A 14278-nucleotide genomic window follows, 5' to 3' on the forward strand; every position below is an offset into this window, starting at 1 on the left:
TTAGAAGTGTCAGGCGGAGGCGAGCACCCGGTCGGCGCTCGCATCGAGGGCAGCGCGGTGTGCCGGGTCGGCCACGGCGAGCATCCGCTCGACCCGCTGGCTCAGGCTCGCGCCTCGCAGGTCGGCGACCCCGTGCTCGGTGACCACGACGATGTCCTCGGAGCGTGGCGTGGAGACCGGGCCGTTGAGGTCGGCGACGATCCGGCTGACGCTCTTGGTGATCGACGGCAGCGCCACGATGGGCACGCCTCCGTCCGATCGCGCGGCGCCGCGGAGGAAGGCGAAAGCACCGCCGACCGCACCGACGTACCGACCGGCCGCGACCTCGGCGTTGACCTGTCCGGTCAGGTCGACCTCGATGGCCGCGTTGATCGCGGTCATCCGGTACGACGTCGCAAGCACCCGTGGGTCGTGGGTGTAGGCCGTGGACCGGATCTCGAGCGCAGGGTTGCGGTCCGCCCAGCGGAAGAGCCTCTCGGTCCCTCCGATGAGACCTGCGACGGCCACCCCCCGGTCGTGGGTCTTGCGGCCGCCGGTGGCCATGCCGGCCTCGATCAGCGCAAGCGCGCTGTCGTTGACGATCCCCGAGTGGATGCCGAGATCCTGGTGCTCGCCACCCTCGAGGAGGGCTGCCAGCACGGCCTCGGGAAGCGCGCCGATCCCGAACTGCAGGGTTGCACCGTCGGGAACCAGCCCGGCCACCCGCTCAGCGACCTGGCGGGTGCGGTCGTCGACCCGTGGTGTCGGCATCCGGCCGGGAGTGCGCGACGTGTGGATCGCGGCCGTCCAGTCCGACGCGGTGAGCGTGCGCGCGCCGTGAGTGAACGGCACCTGTTCGTTGACCTCCGCGATCACCACCCGTGCGGTGTCGAGGGCGGCCGAGAAGTAGTCGTCGGCCAGGCCGAGACTGTGCCGGCCCTGCTCGTCGGGAGCCGACACCTGCACGAGTACGACGTCGGCCCGGAGGTCGCCGTACGTCAGCAGATGCGGCAACGACGCGTAGTGGAGCGGCCAGATCTCCAGCCGACCAGCCGCGTGCAGCGCGGCGTTGGTGCCCGCGCCGCAGTAGCTGTGCACCTCGACCGCGTCGGGCACGGTCGCGGCCGTGAGGGCGCTCTCCGCCGGAATGCCGACGAAGCAGCGCACCCCGCCGATGCGGTCGGCCTGCTCGACGAGCAGCTCGGTCAGTGTCCGTGGTTCCGCGCACGCCTGCCCCCAGGTCACCGTGTCGCCGGGACGGAGGACCCGGGTGAGGTCGAGGTCGACCGTCATCCGCGCCACCGCTCGTGCGACGGGTCGAGCAGCTGGGTGAGGCGGCCGTCGTCCAACCAGATGATGGTCTCCAGTTCGAGCGCGTCGAGGTGCCGGACCCGCCCGGTCCGGAGATCCTCGAGGCGGAGCCGGACCGAGTTGCCGTCCGTGTCGAGGCGCACGGACACCGACGCGAACTCGCTCTCCACCACCGGGTCGGTCATCAGATCAGGAACCCCAGCGTCGGAAGCGCTCGCTCGTTGTCGACGAGGACGACCTTCTTGTAGACGAGACGGATCTCGTCGCCGAACTTCCGGAGCCGGTACGTCGTGCGGCCACCCCAGAGCTCGTTGCCCCGCGGACGGGACTCGATCGCGACGAAGTTGGCACCGAGCTCGAGGTCGACCCCACCGTCGCGGTTCCCGCGGCCGCCCAGCAGCTCGACGTTGCCGATGATCCGCCGGAGGTTCGACGGCGGTGCTTGGGCATACCGCTTGCCGGTGCGCACCTGCTTGAGCCGGGTGCTGATCCGGTTGCGGTTGTCGTAGATGACCGAGACCGTCGCCAGCGGATGGTCGCCCTCACCGTCCACCGGCACCCAGTAGAGGGCGTCGTCGGTCCAGAGCGCCTCCCAGCCGTCGTAGTCGTTCTCGTCGGCGAGCCGGGCTTCCTTGTAGAGGAACTGCTCCACCTCCCGGACGTCCCACCCGGCCGGGATCGCGAGCAGCTCGCCCGCAACGTCCGGGCGCTCGGGCAAGGTGGCCGTGTCGATCCCCATCAGTCCTCCGCCTCCATCAGCGTTCGGTAGTGCTGCCAGAAGCCGCGCATGCCGGTCTCGTCGGTCGCGGCGCCGATCGTGAAGCCGTTCTCGTCGATGCTTTCGCGCTGCAGACCGCGGCGGACGTCGAGCCACTCGGGGTCGAGCATCTGCACTCCCCGCTGGTTGCGCTCGTACATCTCGGTGTCGTCGGCGAGCAGCATTCCGGCGGGACCGACCGACCCGATGGACTGCGACACCATCCGCTTGTTCATCTCCGGAGCGCCGGCGAGCTGGACCGCCGTGGCGTACTGGACGCACTCACCCACCGCGACCGGCTGGATGTTGAAGACCTGGATCTCGGCGATGAAGAGGTTCGGGAAGATCATCACGTGCGGCGCGCCCTCGATCAGGCGTCGCTCCGCGTCGTCGCCGTACGACTCCTGCATGGCGGCGACGTACTGCGGGACCCGGTCGGGTGTCGTGCCGAACCACCGCAGCGGCTCGGCGAAGTTCCGGAACTCCGGACGCAGGTCGTTCTCGCTGTGCCCGTTGCCGAGGTTGCGGGTGACCGCCGTCGAGCTGTCGCTGTAGAGGGCTCCGATCGGGCTCCCCGTGACACCGAAGATCGAGCCGTGGACGAACTGCGGGTGGTAGCCGTCCGTCTCGTTCTCAGCCAGGAACTTCCAGTTGGAGCGGGTCCGGTGGCGCAGCCAGCCGGCGTCGAGCGAGACCTCGCCCTCCGGCGACAGGCCGACCAAGCGGTCGATCTCGCCCGCGGCTGCACCGAGGTGCTCCTCGAGCGACGGCCCGTCCGCAGCCAGGCTGCCGAAGACGAAGCCCTGGTACGACGCGACGCGCGGAACCTTGCCCATCCCCAGCTCGAGCTTGTTCTTGCCGCCGTACCCCTTGTTGTAGGGGTAGCCGAGCAGCTCGCCCGTGTTGCGGTAGGTCCACCCGTGGTACGGGCAGCGGAACGAGCTGGAGTTGCCGCTGGCGTCGTCGCAGACCTGCAGGCCGCGGTGAGCGCACCGGTTGATCAGCAGGTGGACCTCGCCGTCACGGTCGCGCGTCATGATGACGTCCTGCGTCGCGAGCTGCTTGCGGACGTAGTCGTTCGGCTGCGGCACCTCGCTCTCGTGCCCGACGAAGACCCAGGTCTTGTGCCAGATCTTCTGCAGCTCCTCGGCGAAGATCGTCGGGTCGGTGTAGAGCGATCCGTGGACCTGGTCCGGCCTGATCAGCTGCGAGTAGCGGCTCTGTCCGGTGGCGACGGGCGCGGGTTGCACCACTGCGGTCATTCGGTGACTCCTTCGGATCGGGCGGAGACCTGCTCGACGAGCCGGAATTTCTGGACCTTGCCGGTGGCGGTGGTCGGGAGGTCGGTTGCTTCGAGGAAGACGACGCGCTTCGGCACCTTGAACCGCGCGAGGTTCTGGCGCGCGTGGTCGATGACGTCGCCCTCGGACAGAGCCGAGTCGGGGGCAGGCACGACGACAGCGCAGCCGATCTCGCCCCAGCGGTCGTCGCGCAGCCCGATCGCGTACACCTGGCTGATCCCCGGATGGGTGGCCAGGACGTCCTCGACCTCCTTGGGCATCACCAGCTCGCCTCCGGACTTGTAGAGCTCCTTGCTGCGCCCGGTCAGCTCCAAGTAGCCGTTGGGCCGCACCCGGCCGAGGTCGCCGGAGTGAAGCCAGCCGTCACGGACCGCCTCCGCGGTCTCCTCGGGCTTGCCGTAGTAGCCGAGCATCATGGTCGGGCCCTGCGAGACCAGCTCACCGGTCTCGCCATCGGGAAGCGGCTCGGCGGTCACCGGATCGACCGTGCGGTAGACGCATAGGGCCGCGAGGCCGTTGTGCTCCGTGCCGGGAACACCGGCGGCGCCGGCCAGCTTGGGCCGCCCGACGGTGGTGGACGTGAGCGCCAGCTCGTCCTCCGGCAGGGTGAGCGTCATCGCGCCTCCGCACTCGGTCATGCCGTAGCCGGTGACGATCTCACTGACGCCGAACTCCGTCTCGAACTGCTCCCAGAGCCAGATCGGGGCAGGCGCCGACCCACAGAGGATCGCGGTGAGGCTGCTGAGATCCGTCTTGTGCCGCAGCGGGCTCTCGAGCAGGGCGACCGCCATCGTCGGCACGCAGAGCAGGTCGGTGGCCCGGTGCTTCTCGACCGCGGTCAGGTACGCCTCGGCGCTGAAGGCCGGGAGCATGATCACCGCGCCGCCGACGTACGTCGCTGAGAGCAGCCCCTCGACGTACCCGAACATGTGGTAGCAGGGCAAGGAGAAGAGGATCCGGCGGCCGTCCTCGTAGGCACGCGTGAGGGCCGAGGCGTACGCCGTGCGCAGCACGTCGTCGTGGCTGACCTGGACCCCCTTCGGGGAACCGGTGCTCCCCGACGTGTAGAGGATGTCGGCGATGTCGTCCGGGGCGTGGCCGGCGTCGGCCGCAGCGCCCGCGTGCCGCGCACCGAGCTCGAGCAGAGCGTCCAGGCCGAAGGCGCCCGGCCTCGCGGTCTCGCCCTCCCGCGCCAGGACGACGTGACGCAGCGTATCCGGCGCCCCGCCACCGGCAGGCGGACGTTCGGCAAAGCCCGCTGCGTCCCAGCCGGGCACGATCCCGTCGAGCATCGCGGCGTGGTCGAGCCCCCCGAACCCGGCCATGGTGATCAGCGCGGAGCACTCGGACTGCGCCAGCACGTAGCGGAGCTCGTCGGCGCGGTAGAGGAAGTTGAACGGGATCGCCACGGCGCCGGTGCGGGCGATCGCGAGCTTGAGCGTGACGAACTCGGGATGGTTGGCCATCAGGAGCCCCACCCGGTCGCCCGGCCGCACGCCGAGCGCTACCAGGCCGTCGGCGAGCCGCCGCGACTCGTCGGCGACCTGCCGGTAGGTCAGGGTGCGCTCGTCGGTGATCACCAGCGGGCGCTCGCCGTACTCCTGCGCGCACGCGTCGAGCCAGCTGTCGAGGGTGTGCGGCGTCCAGCGCGCGAATCGGCCGCGCAGGCCCGCGCGCCGTTCGGGGATGGTGGGCACGCTCCACTCCTTCGCTCGTCTTTAATCAATATTAGAATAATGGGATCCGTCGGAACGCACAACCCCGGGGCCAGTCAGACGAGCTCGCGCCCGTCGGCGTCACAGGCCGCTCGGCCGCCACTAACCAGCGGGCAGGCACGTGGCTGCTCCCTCAGGTTGTGATGCCCCCGAACTGTGGGCGGCGCTTCTCGGCGAAGGCAGCCACGCCCTCGGCGAAGTCGTCGGTGTCCCAGAGCTGGGTCTGGTTCCTGACCTCGAGGTCGAGCACGGCCAGCGGGTGCCGCGGTTCGCCGGAGAGCATCTGCTTGATCACGCCGAGCGCGAGCGGGGGGCCGGCGGCGAGCCGCTCGGCGTCGGCCAGGGCTGCGTCCAGTGCCGCGCCCGGCTCGACGACGCTGTCGACCAGGCCGATCGGCAGCGCGTCCTCGCCGCTGGTGCGCGTGCCGAGCATCAGCATCTGTCGCGCGCGCGGGGCCCCGACACGTGCCGGGAGCGAGGCGAAGATCCCCATGTCGCCGGCGAGCCCGACCGCAGTGAACGTCGTCGCGAACGTCGCGTCGGAGGCTGCGACGATCCGGTCGCAGGCGAGCGCGAGCGCCGCGCCGGCGCCGTACGCCGGACCCTCGACGGCGGCAACCACCGGCTTGGGCGTGCTCCAGATCGCGCGGACCACTCGCTGCGCTGCGTGCGCGCGAGCAGTGGTCTCGTGCCGCGGAGCACGCTGCATCGTCGAGATGTCGCCGCCGGAGCAGAACGATCCGCCCGCGCCGGTCAGCACGATGGCCCGCACCCGGGCGTCCGCATCGGCGGCCTCGAGCACGTCCGCCAGCGCGTAGCGCAGCGGCAGGTCGATCGCGTTCTTGCGCTCCGGCCGGTTGAGCGTGACGATGCGGACCGCGCCGCGGTCCTCGGCCAGGACGAGGTCGTTCACCGGTGGGATCACCGGCCCTCGAACTTCGGCGTCCGACGCTCGATGACGGCTGCCAGGCCCTCCCTGCTGTCGGCGGTGCCGGAGAGCTCGGAGACGACACGGGCCTCTTCGGCGAGCCGCTCCTCGACCCCGGACCCCAGGCCGCCCCAGACCAGCCGCTTGGTGGCGGCGAGGGCGAGCGGTGGCTGAGCGGCGAGCTCGGCAGCGAGTGAGTCGACGGCCTGGTCGAGCTGGTCGTCGGGCACGACCCGGCTGACGATGCCGAGCTGATGCGCGTCCGCGGCCGTCAACGTCGGGTTGGTGAGCAGGATGTCCAGTGCCCGCCGCAGGCCGACGATGCGCGACAGCGTCACGCTCGTGCCAGCGTCGGGCGCCATCCCGACGCGGACCGCGCCGGAGAAGAACCGCGCGGACTCGCCGGCGACGACCAGGTCCGCGGCGCAGGCGAACCCGAAGCCGGCGCCGCCCGCCGCGAACCCCTGGATCCTCGCGATCACCGGAGCCTTGAGCTGGATCAACGCCGAGGTCGCCAGCTGCAGCCAGGCCGTCGCCTCGCGCAGATAGTCCGGAAGCGCTTCTCCCTTGGCCGCGAAGGTCTTGACGTCGCCGCCCGCGCAGAAGTTGCGACCCTCGCCGCTCAGGATCACGACGCGCACGCCGGGCTCGGCGTGGCAGCGGAGCCCTGCGCCGTGCAGCGCCTGGAGCAATGGCACGTCGACCGCGTTCGATGCCTCGGGGCGGTTCAGGCGGATCCGCGCGATCCCGTCATCGACGTCCAGCAGGACCGGGCCATCGGGAATCAGGCTGTTCATGAGCTCTCCTTGCGGTGGGTGAAGGCGGTGACGCTCGCGCTGCCGGCCTCGCCCGAGATGTGGGAGACGACGGCGCCGCGCTCTGCGAGCAGCGCGGAGGCGAGGTCGTCCTCGCCGTGGTCGCGCACGAGCCGCTTGATCGTTGCCACGGCATCGGGACGGCGGCCGCCGAGCCGGCGTACGAACGACTCGACCTCGTCGTCGAAGCTGTCGCAGGCGAAGGACCGGTACGCGAGACCCCATTCGACGGCTTCGACGCCGCTGATCCGGTCACCGCCGAGGAGCAACCCGAGTGCCCGTTGCCGGCCGACGAGACGTGGCAGCCGCTGCGATCCTCCCCCGCCGGGCACCATCCCGAAGTTGACGTGGTTGTCGCTGATCCGCGCATCGTGACGGACGAGGACGACGTCGCAGGCCTGCATGAGCTCGAAGCCACCGGCCATGGCGACGCCCTCCACCGCCGCGACGACGGGCGGCCGGATCTCGCCCACGGCGCTACAGGCTGCACCGAAGGCGTCGAAGAGCCCCCGGAGCGATGCTGCGCCAGCCGCCCGGAGCCGCTGGACCTCGTCGAAGTCGCCGCCGGCACAGAAGTTCCCGCCAGCACCACGGATGAGCACCACCCGAACGTCGGGGTCGGCGTCGGCCGTGCGCAGCGCGCGCTCCAGCTCGACGGCGAGCTCGACGGTCACCGCATTCATCGCATCGGGCCGCGCCAGGGTGATCCGCGCGACGTGGTCGGCCACCTCGAGGCGGACCGGTCCCGATGGCTCCACCGCGTCCGCGCTCACATTCCCCTCCCGCCGGCGACCTCGAGCACGGTGCCCGTCATGTAGCTGGAGAGGTCAGACGCGAGGAAGGCGACGACGTTCGCGACCTCCGCCGGCTCACCCGCCCGCCGCATCGGGATCGTCGCCTCCGTGGCTGCGAACGCCTCAGGCGTCATCGCGGCCGTCATCGGGGTCTTGATCAATCCCGGCTGGATCGCGTTCACCCGCACCCCGTGGTGGGCGAGCTCCTTGGCCGCAGCCTTCGTCATGCCGACGATGCCAGCCTTGGCCGCGCTGTAGTTGGTCTGGCCGGGGTTGCCGACCTTCCCCGACATGGACGAGAGGTTCACGATGCTGCCGCGCTTCGCCTCGCGCATCACGGCGCTGGCAGCACGGATGCCGAGCCAGGTGCCGCGCAGGTGGACGGTGATGACGGCGTCGAAGTCCTCGACCGTCATCTTCTTCAGGGACGCGTCGCGCGTGATGCCGGCGTTGTTGACGAGGATGTCGAGGCCGCCGTACTCCTCGACTGCTTCCGAGACCAGGGCGGCCACGTCGAACTCGCTGGTGACGTCGCAGGCCACGCCGCGTGCGGCTGAGCCCAGCGCACGAGCGGCTTCCTCCGCCTTGGCCCCGTCGCGGTCGGCGAGGGTGACCCGCGCCCCGTGAGCGACGAGCGTGCGAGCGATCTCGAGCCCGATGCCCTGCGCGGCGCCGGTGACGACCGCCGAGCGGCCCTCGAGGATCGCGGTCATGCGACGTACCGCACGATCGATTGGACAACGGCGGCCGGCTTGGCCGCGCCGTCGACCTCGAACGTCGTCTCGAACGTCGCCTGCACCGCACCGGGGAGCTGCTCGACGCGTGCGATCCGCGACGCTGCGCGCACCTTGCTGCCCGACGGGACAGGCGCCATGAACCGCACCCGGTCGAGCCCGTAGTTGACGGCCATCGCGACGTTGTCGACGCGGTAGAGCTGGTTGATCAGCACGGGGAGCAGGGACAGCGTCAGGAAACCGTGGGCGATGGTGGTGCCGAACGGTCCGGCCGCCGCGCGCTGCTGGTCGACGTGGATCCACTGGTCGTCACCGGTCGCGGCCGCGAACAGGTCGATCTTCTCCTGGTCGACGGACACCCAATCGGTCGTGCCGAGGTCGTCCCCTTCTGCCAGAGCGAACTCGGCGACTCCGTCGTAGATCCTCACCGGACCACACCTTTCACAAGTATTTGAATTGAAACTAAATTATGCGAAGGTGGGTGGGCACGTCAAACACGGAGGAGGCCCGTTGATGCCCGTCGACGTAGCTGCCCCTGACCACTCGACGCGGGGTCGGATCCTCGCGGCTGCCGCACTGGCTCTCAGCACTCGCGGATACGCACGGACCCACCTCGCCGACATCGCGCACCTGGCCGACCTGCAGCCACCGGCCGTGTACCACTACTTCGAGTCGCGCGACGAGATCGTCGCCGCAGTGATGCGCGAGGGACAGCGACTGGTCCGCCGCCACGTCGAGGCGGCTCTCGCCGCACTCCCCCGCGAGGCAGGCGTCGCCGACCGGCTGGCAGCGGCCATCGAGGCGCACCTGCGGGTCGAGCTCGAGCTGTCGGACTTCGCCCGCGCCGTGACACGGAACGCCGGCCACCTACCAGCGGATCTGCGGAGTGAGCTGGCCCGCGAGAGCAGGGAGTTCCACGACGTATGGCGCAGTCTGCTCGAGCAGGCTGCTCACCTCGGTCTGCTCCATCCCGGTTTCGACCTCCACGCAGGTCGGATGCTCGTGATCGGCGCCCTGAACTGGGCGACCGAGTGGTGGCGGCCGAACATTCCGATCGACGAGGTGGTGGCGGCCGCCCAGACCATGGTGCTGAGCGGCCTCCTGTCTAACCGACGGGGTTGACGCCGGGGGCGATCTCGTCGAGCGAGGCGATCTCGGCCCATCGTTGGGCCACCTCGGCGACCGAGGGCGGCTCGGCGAACCGGACACCCTTGTTCTGGAAGAGCGCGTGACGCTGGACCAGGCCCCCGCCGACCACGTAGATCGCGCCCGTGTCCTGGCACTCCTCGCTCAGCAGCTGTGCAACCACCGGCGAGACGAACGCGGGCGGCAGCGACTCGAGGACGTCCTGGGGCGCGACGTCCTCGGTCATCCGGGTCGCGGCCATCGGCGCGACCGCGTTGACGCGGACGTCGTAGCGCGCACCCTCGAGGGCGAGGGTGTTCATCAGCCCGACGAGGCCCATCTTGGCCGAGCCGTAGTTGCACTGCCCGAAGTTGCCGTAGAGGCCAGAGGTCGACGTCGCCATCACGATCCGACCGAAGCCCTGCTCACGCAGGTGCGGCCAGGCCGCGCGGGTCAGGTGGAAGCCGCCGTACAGGTGCACCTGGAGTACAGCGTCCCACTCCTGCTCGGTGATCTTGGCGAAGCTCGCGTCGCGCAGGATTCCGGCATTGTTGACCACGCCGTGCACGGCGCCGTACGCCTCCAACGCGGTGGCGATGATGCGCGCGGATCCCTCCGCGGTCGCCACGCTGTCGTAGCTCGCGACGGCCTCACCGCCGGCCGCGCGGATCTCGGCGACGACTTGGTCCGCCATCGCAGTTCCTGCGCCGGAACCGTCCTTGGCGCCTCCGAGGTCGTTGACCACGACCCTCGCGCCTTCCTGGGCGAGCAGCAGCGCGTACTCACGCCCGAGGCCGCCGCCCGCACCACTGACGACGATCACGCGTCCTTCGATCCCTGCCATGCCGCTACCTCTCGGTCAGTCACTGTCGTTCGGTCCTGTTTTAATCTACATTAAACTGGTGTCGAACTGACGATAGTGATCGACCTCACCGAACTGACGCGAGCTACCCTTTCAAATTTGAAGTAGAAACGGTCTTCCCTCAGGCTCGAACGGCTGTTATGGTCACGTTGTCCAATATAGACATTCCGTCCAGAACGAAGAGCGTCGTACTTGTCGAGGCAATCCATGACCCTGCATCCCGGCTCGAACCCGTCGCTGGCGGAGCTCGAACTCCTGGCCTCGGCCATCGCGGGTCGAGGTGTCACGCTGGAGCCGGGGCGACATGGCGTCTACACAGACGGCGCCGTGATCTACGTCGGTGCCGATGTGACGGCAGGAGCGGAGCAGTGCCGACACGCGGTCGTCGCGCAAGCAGTCCTGATCGCAGCCGGTTCCCTGGACAGCAGCCGAATGCGGCGACTGTCCCGCTCCAGGCCAGGTTCGGCGCGCCGCTACCTCGGTCTTGAGGTCGCCCGCGCCTGCCAGGAGATGGACGAGGCGCTACCAGGCGCTTTCCAGGCCGCCGTGCACCCGTACGCCGCGCGAGTGGGTGTCACTGGGTCGCCTGACGAGTCGTTGCTCAGGGCGGTAGGACGGACCCCGCTCGAGGAACCGCCTGCCTGGTTCGGGGACCTCCGTCCAGTGGCGATGCTGCGGTCCCCCGGGGCCGACGGCGAGACGCCCTCGGACTCCGAGCTGGCCAAGGCCATCCGTGCCGCGACGGAGCCCGAGCAGGACGACGAGGATGACGGAGAGCGCAGCGGCATGCTGGAGAAGCTCTCCTCCCCGCTCAGGAGCCCACTGGGATCGGTCTTTCAGCGCATGATGGGCGCGCGGCGGTCGTCGGGGGGCGAAGGCCTTTCCGGCTCCGGCGTCTCCGTCGTGGAGCAACACACGGGCAGGGCGCCGAGCACCGCACGACAGACCGCACAGGCTCTCCCCCCGTCGGTCGTCAGAGCAGGCGGTCAGCTGACGCGGGGGGCGATCTATCCGGAGTGGGACGCCGGGTCGTCGGCCTACCGTCCACGCTGGTGCACGGTGGGGCACTTCGACCCCCCTTCCAGCGACGACCCTTCCGTGCCACCGAGCGGAGTCGACCCGAGACTGATCCGTGAGCTGTCGCGCGTCGGTCTGACCTGGCGACCGCACGACGCCGAACCGCTCGGGGACGAGCTCGATCTGACCGCACTCGTCGACTACCGGGTCGCGGTCGCCGCAGGTACCAGTGGTGAGCCGAGGATCTACCGAGCGGAGCGACGTACAGCTCAGGAGCTCGGCGTACTCGTGCTGCTCGATGCCACCGGCTCGACTTCCGAGCAGCACGAGGGGCATGCGATCTTCGAGGAACAGCGCGATCTCGCGCACGGCATCACCACGGCGCTCGACCAGCTCGGCGCCCGCGTGGCGACCTATGCCTTCTACTCACGGGGTCGCGGAAACGTGAGGTACCTCCGCTGCAAGACCTTCGAGGAACGATGGGGCGTGACGGCGCAGCGGCGGCTGTTCGCCCTTCGCCCGACGGGCTTCACCCGGCTCGGTGCGGCCATCCGGCACGGGACCCACCTGCTCGACACCCAGGCGGGCTCCCAGCACCGCTTGTTGATCGTCGTCGGCGACGGCGTCCCCTATGACGACGGCTACGAAGGGCGCTACGCCGTCGAGGACACCCGCCGCGCCATCGACGAGGCGCGCTCCAGCGCCGTCGGCTGCGTCGGCCTGTCGACGCGGCGGACGCCCGGGTCCTCCGAGATCTGGGACCGGGAGGCGCACCGGGTCACCGCTACCACCGCAGAGCTCGCCGCCGATGCGCGCGTGCTGTTGGGGACTGCATTAGGGCGCGCCGGACGCGGGCGCGCCGTCCATCACGTGAGGAGTGCTTCATGATCACCCAGTCAACCGCGCGGGAGCCGGTCCCGCTCGAGGCGGACGGCCCGCCCTTCTACCTTCCGGTAGGCAACGAGGTCGAGGTGTTCGAAGCCGCATGGCGGCGCGGGCTGCCACTGATGCTCAAGGGGCCCACCGGCTGCGGGAAGACCCGGCTGGTGGAGCACATGGCCAGCCGGCTCGGGAGGCCTCTCTTCACCGTGTCCTGCCACGAGGACATGACGGCATCCGACCTGCTCGGGCGGTTTCTCCTCTCTGGTGGTGACACCACCTGGGTCGACGGTCCGCTGACGCAAGCGGCCCGCGTGGGCGGCATCTGCTACCTGGACGAGGTCGTCGAGGCTCGTCCCGACGCGGTGGTCGCGATCCACTCGCTCGCGGACCACCGGCGGGAGCTCAACCTCGAGCGCCTGGGCGGAACGACGATCCAGGCTGCTCCTGGGTTCCAGCTGGTCGTCTCCTACAACCCCGGGTACCAGAGCGTCCTGAAGGACATGAAGCCGTCGACCCGGCAACGGATGGTGGCGGTCGAGCTCGGGTTCCCGACCGCGGACCGCGAACGCGAGATCCTCGAGCGCGAGACCGATCTCCGCGGCCGGCCGGCAGACGAGCTGATCCGGCTGGGCCAAGCAGTCCGTCGCTTGGATCATCCCGGACTTCGGGAGGTGGCCTCGACGCGAACGCTGGTCGCTGCGGCACTGCTGGTCACTGAGGGGTTGAGCTTCACGGACGCGGCGACCGCGGCCGTCGCTGGTCCGCTCTCAGACGATCCCGAGCTCCGCAACGGGCTCATCGCGATGATCCGCGCCTTCGACCCGGGGAACGACCCGGCCGCTGAAGGCACATCAGGCCACGCCGGGCATCAAGCAGCCCAAAAGACGACACGGACAACGAACTGGATTCAGGAGAGAGCATGACGTCTACCACCGCACTCACGAGCGGCGCTGTCGAAGATGCGCCGGCTCCCCGAACGACGCGCCCGATCACGTGGTGGGCCGTTCTGGGCTTCGGCTTCCTGGCCTTCGCGGCGTACTTGATCATCTCGTGGATCGCCGCCGGTGAGCCGGAGCGGGTGTCGACCGGGGCCACACCGCTGCCGACCTGGATGAAGGTCGCCCTGAGCATCCAGCAGTGGGGTGTTCTCGCTGGCATGCTCGCGCTGATCTGGTTCAAGGCCGTGCGCCCGAAGCTGCGCACCGGGACCGTCCCGTTCGATGGCCTGATGGTGGTGTCCTTCGCGCTGATGTGGTGGTCGGACCCGATGTACAACTACTTCACACCGGGCTTCAACTACAACGCCTACTTCATCAATCTCGGGTCATGGGTGGGCCACACGCCAGGCTGGATGTCTCCCAACGCGACGGAGATCCCGCAGCCGCTGGTATGGCTGCCCGGCATCTACACGTGCTGGTTCTTCGGCATGGTGGTGATCGTCAACTGGATCTTCCGCAAGTGCCGGGACAAGTGGCCGACGATCAGCCCGGTCAGCATGTGGTTCGTCGCCTTCTTCCCGACAATGGTCGTCGGCATCTTCTGCGAGGCCTCGCTCATGATCATGGGCTCACACAGCTATGCGTCCGCAATCCGAGAGCTGTCGTTCAACCCCGGCAAGTACTACGAGTTCCCGGTCTACCAGGGCATCACGGCGAGTCTCCTGTTCACGACCTGGGGCGCGATGCGCTACTTCCGCGACGATCGCGGAAGGAGCTTCGCCGAGCGGGGGGTCGACCAGCTGAAGGTCCCGACGCAGCTCAGGGGAGCAATGAGGTTCTTCGCGGTGTCCGGTGCGATCACCGGCATCTTCTTCGTCTTCTACCACCTCCCGAACGCCCTGATCGCCCTCCGCGGCGACGCGTGGCCCGACGACGTCCAGAAGCGGAGCTACTTCGTCACCGAGATGTGCGGCGACGCGAGTGATGTTGCCTGCCCGGATCCGAGGATCCCGTTCCCCCGTGACGAGGACTCCATCCGGATCGGTCCCGACGGTGAGGTCGTGGTTCCCGACGGGGTGACGGTTCCCGAAGCCCCTGAGTTTTCCACCGAGCCGTGAGT

Annotated in this window: 15 protein-coding genes; 4 read left to right on the forward strand and 11 right to left on the reverse strand. The window is 69.5% G+C overall.

The genetic code is table 11. The features are described from left to right. Window positions 1-9 precede the first annotated feature (9 nt). From D0Z08_RS18200 to D0Z08_RS18245, 10 genes are all read right to left on the reverse strand, one after another. Window positions 10-1272, reverse strand: a complete 1263-nt coding sequence (locus tag D0Z08_RS18200; RefSeq protein ID WP_118926719.1) for an acetyl-CoA hydrolase/transferase family protein — start codon at window positions 1270-1272, stop codon at window positions 10-12. After that, window positions 1269-1475, reverse strand: a complete 207-nt coding sequence (locus D0Z08_RS18205; RefSeq protein ID WP_118926676.1) for a hypothetical protein — start codon at window positions 1473-1475, stop codon at window positions 1269-1271. The genes D0Z08_RS18200 and D0Z08_RS18205 overlap by 4 nt, the downstream gene beginning before the upstream one ends. Then, the gene (locus D0Z08_RS18210) at window positions 1475-2029 is read right to left on the reverse strand and encodes an aromatic-ring-hydroxylating dioxygenase subunit beta (RefSeq protein ID WP_118926677.1); all 555 of its coding nucleotides are present in this window, start codon (window positions 2027-2029) and stop codon (window positions 1475-1477) included. The genes D0Z08_RS18205 and D0Z08_RS18210 overlap by 1 nt, the downstream gene beginning before the upstream one ends. After that, the gene (locus D0Z08_RS18215) at window positions 2029-3309 is read right to left on the reverse strand and encodes an aromatic ring-hydroxylating oxygenase subunit alpha (protein ID WP_118926678.1); all 1281 of its coding nucleotides are present in this window, start codon (window positions 3307-3309) and stop codon (window positions 2029-2031) included. Before D0Z08_RS18215 ends, D0Z08_RS18210 begins: the two co-directional genes overlap by 1 nt. Continuing rightward, window positions 3306-5045, reverse strand: coding sequence for a class I adenylate-forming enzyme family protein (locus D0Z08_RS18220; protein ID WP_118926679.1), 1740 nt, complete (start codon window positions 5043-5045; stop codon window positions 3306-3308). The genes D0Z08_RS18215 and D0Z08_RS18220 overlap by 4 nt, the downstream gene beginning before the upstream one ends. Window positions 5046-5196: 151 nt before the next feature. Continuing rightward, on the reverse strand, window positions 5197-5976 hold the full coding sequence (locus D0Z08_RS18225) for an enoyl-CoA hydratase/isomerase family protein (RefSeq protein ID WP_118926720.1): 780 nt from the start codon (window positions 5974-5976) through the stop codon (window positions 5197-5199). Between the two features lie 8 nt (window positions 5977-5984). Further along, a complete protein-coding gene (locus D0Z08_RS18230; protein WP_118926680.1) occupies window positions 5985-6788 on the reverse strand; it encodes an enoyl-CoA hydratase/isomerase family protein in 804 nt (267 codons plus the stop codon). Then, window positions 6785-7579, reverse strand: coding sequence for an enoyl-CoA hydratase/isomerase family protein (locus tag D0Z08_RS18235; protein WP_220454243.1), 795 nt, complete (start codon window positions 7577-7579; stop codon window positions 6785-6787). Before D0Z08_RS18235 ends, D0Z08_RS18230 begins: the two co-directional genes overlap by 4 nt. After that, the gene (gene fabG / locus D0Z08_RS18240; RefSeq protein ID WP_118926681.1) at window positions 7576-8313 is read right to left on the reverse strand and encodes a 3-oxoacyl-ACP reductase FabG; all 738 of its coding nucleotides are present in this window, start codon (window positions 8311-8313) and stop codon (window positions 7576-7578) included. Before fabG ends, D0Z08_RS18235 begins: the two co-directional genes overlap by 4 nt. Then, the gene (locus D0Z08_RS18245) at window positions 8310-8762 is read right to left on the reverse strand and encodes a MaoC family dehydratase (RefSeq protein WP_118926682.1); all 453 of its coding nucleotides are present in this window, start codon (window positions 8760-8762) and stop codon (window positions 8310-8312) included. The genes fabG and D0Z08_RS18245 overlap by 4 nt, the downstream gene beginning before the upstream one ends. Window positions 8763-8847: 85 nt before the next feature. Here D0Z08_RS18245 and D0Z08_RS18250 point away from each other — a divergent pair, with 85 nt between their 5' ends. Beyond that, window positions 8848-9456, forward strand: coding sequence for a TetR/AcrR family transcriptional regulator (locus D0Z08_RS18250; protein WP_118926683.1), 609 nt, complete (start codon window positions 8848-8850; stop codon window positions 9454-9456). Here the strand turns inward: D0Z08_RS18250 and D0Z08_RS18255 are convergent. Continuing rightward, a complete protein-coding gene (locus D0Z08_RS18255) occupies window positions 9440-10303 on the reverse strand; it encodes an SDR family oxidoreductase (RefSeq protein WP_118926684.1) in 864 nt (287 codons plus the stop codon). The genes D0Z08_RS18250 and D0Z08_RS18255 overlap by 17 nt on opposite strands. Window positions 10304-10528: 225 nt before the next feature. Between D0Z08_RS18255 and D0Z08_RS18260 the strand changes: the two genes are divergently transcribed. From D0Z08_RS18260 to D0Z08_RS18270, 3 genes are read left to right on the forward strand one after another with little or no spacing between them, the layout of a single operon-like run. Beyond that, window positions 10529-12226, forward strand: coding sequence for a nitric oxide reductase activation protein NorD (locus tag D0Z08_RS18260; protein ID WP_118926685.1), 1698 nt, complete (start codon window positions 10529-10531; stop codon window positions 12224-12226). Further along, window positions 12223-13143, forward strand: a complete 921-nt coding sequence (locus D0Z08_RS18265; RefSeq protein ID WP_118926686.1) for a CbbQ/NirQ/NorQ/GpvN family protein — start codon at window positions 12223-12225, stop codon at window positions 13141-13143. The genes D0Z08_RS18260 and D0Z08_RS18265 overlap by 4 nt, the downstream gene beginning before the upstream one ends. Continuing rightward, window positions 13140-14276: a spirocyclase AveC family protein gene (locus tag D0Z08_RS18270; protein WP_118926687.1), complete on the forward strand. Its 1137-nt coding sequence runs from the start codon at window positions 13140-13142 to the stop codon at window positions 14274-14276. Before D0Z08_RS18265 ends, D0Z08_RS18270 begins: the two co-directional genes overlap by 4 nt. The last annotated feature ends 2 nt before the right edge of the window (window positions 14277-14278 follow it).

Source organism: Nocardioides immobilis (genome assembly GCF_003515065.1).
Lineage (GTDB): Bacteria > Actinomycetota > Actinomycetes > Propionibacteriales > Nocardioidaceae > Nocardioides > Nocardioides immobilis.

What these genes read in the sequence shown, in the direction of transcription:
- D0Z08_RS18200 (WP_118926719.1), bottom strand. Translation starts at nt 1,272, where the DNA reads ATGACGGTCGACCTCGACCTCACCCGGGTCCTCCGTCCCGGCGACACG.
- D0Z08_RS18205 (WP_118926676.1), bottom strand. Translation starts at nt 1,475, where the DNA reads ATGACCGACCCGGTGGTGGAGAGCGAGTTCGCGTCGGTGTCCGTGCGC.
- D0Z08_RS18210 (WP_118926677.1), bottom strand. Translation starts at nt 2,029, where the DNA reads ATGGGGATCGACACGGCCACCTTGCCCGAGCGCCCGGACGTTGCGGGC.
- D0Z08_RS18215 (WP_118926678.1), bottom strand. Translation starts at nt 3,309, where the DNA reads ATGACCGCAGTGGTGCAACCCGCGCCCGTCGCCACCGGACAGAGCCGC.
- D0Z08_RS18230 (WP_118926680.1), bottom strand. Translation starts at nt 6,788, where the DNA reads ATGAACAGCCTGATTCCCGATGGCCCGGTCCTGCTGGACGTCGATGAC.
- fabG (WP_118926681.1), bottom strand. Translation starts at nt 8,313, where the DNA reads ATGACCGCGATCCTCGAGGGCCGCTCGGCGGTCGTCACCGGCGCCGCG.
- D0Z08_RS18250 (WP_118926683.1), top strand. Translation starts at nt 8,848, where the DNA reads ATGCCCGTCGACGTAGCTGCCCCTGACCACTCGACGCGGGGTCGGATC.
- D0Z08_RS18255 (WP_118926684.1), bottom strand. Translation starts at nt 10,303, where the DNA reads ATGGCAGGGATCGAAGGACGCGTGATCGTCGTCAGTGGTGCGGGCGGC.
- D0Z08_RS18260 (WP_118926685.1), top strand. Translation starts at nt 10,529, where the DNA reads ATGACCCTGCATCCCGGCTCGAACCCGTCGCTGGCGGAGCTCGAACTC.
- D0Z08_RS18265 (WP_118926686.1), top strand. Translation starts at nt 12,223, where the DNA reads ATGATCACCCAGTCAACCGCGCGGGAGCCGGTCCCGCTCGAGGCGGAC.
- D0Z08_RS18270 (WP_118926687.1), top strand. Translation starts at nt 13,140, where the DNA reads ATGACGTCTACCACCGCACTCACGAGCGGCGCTGTCGAAGATGCGCCG.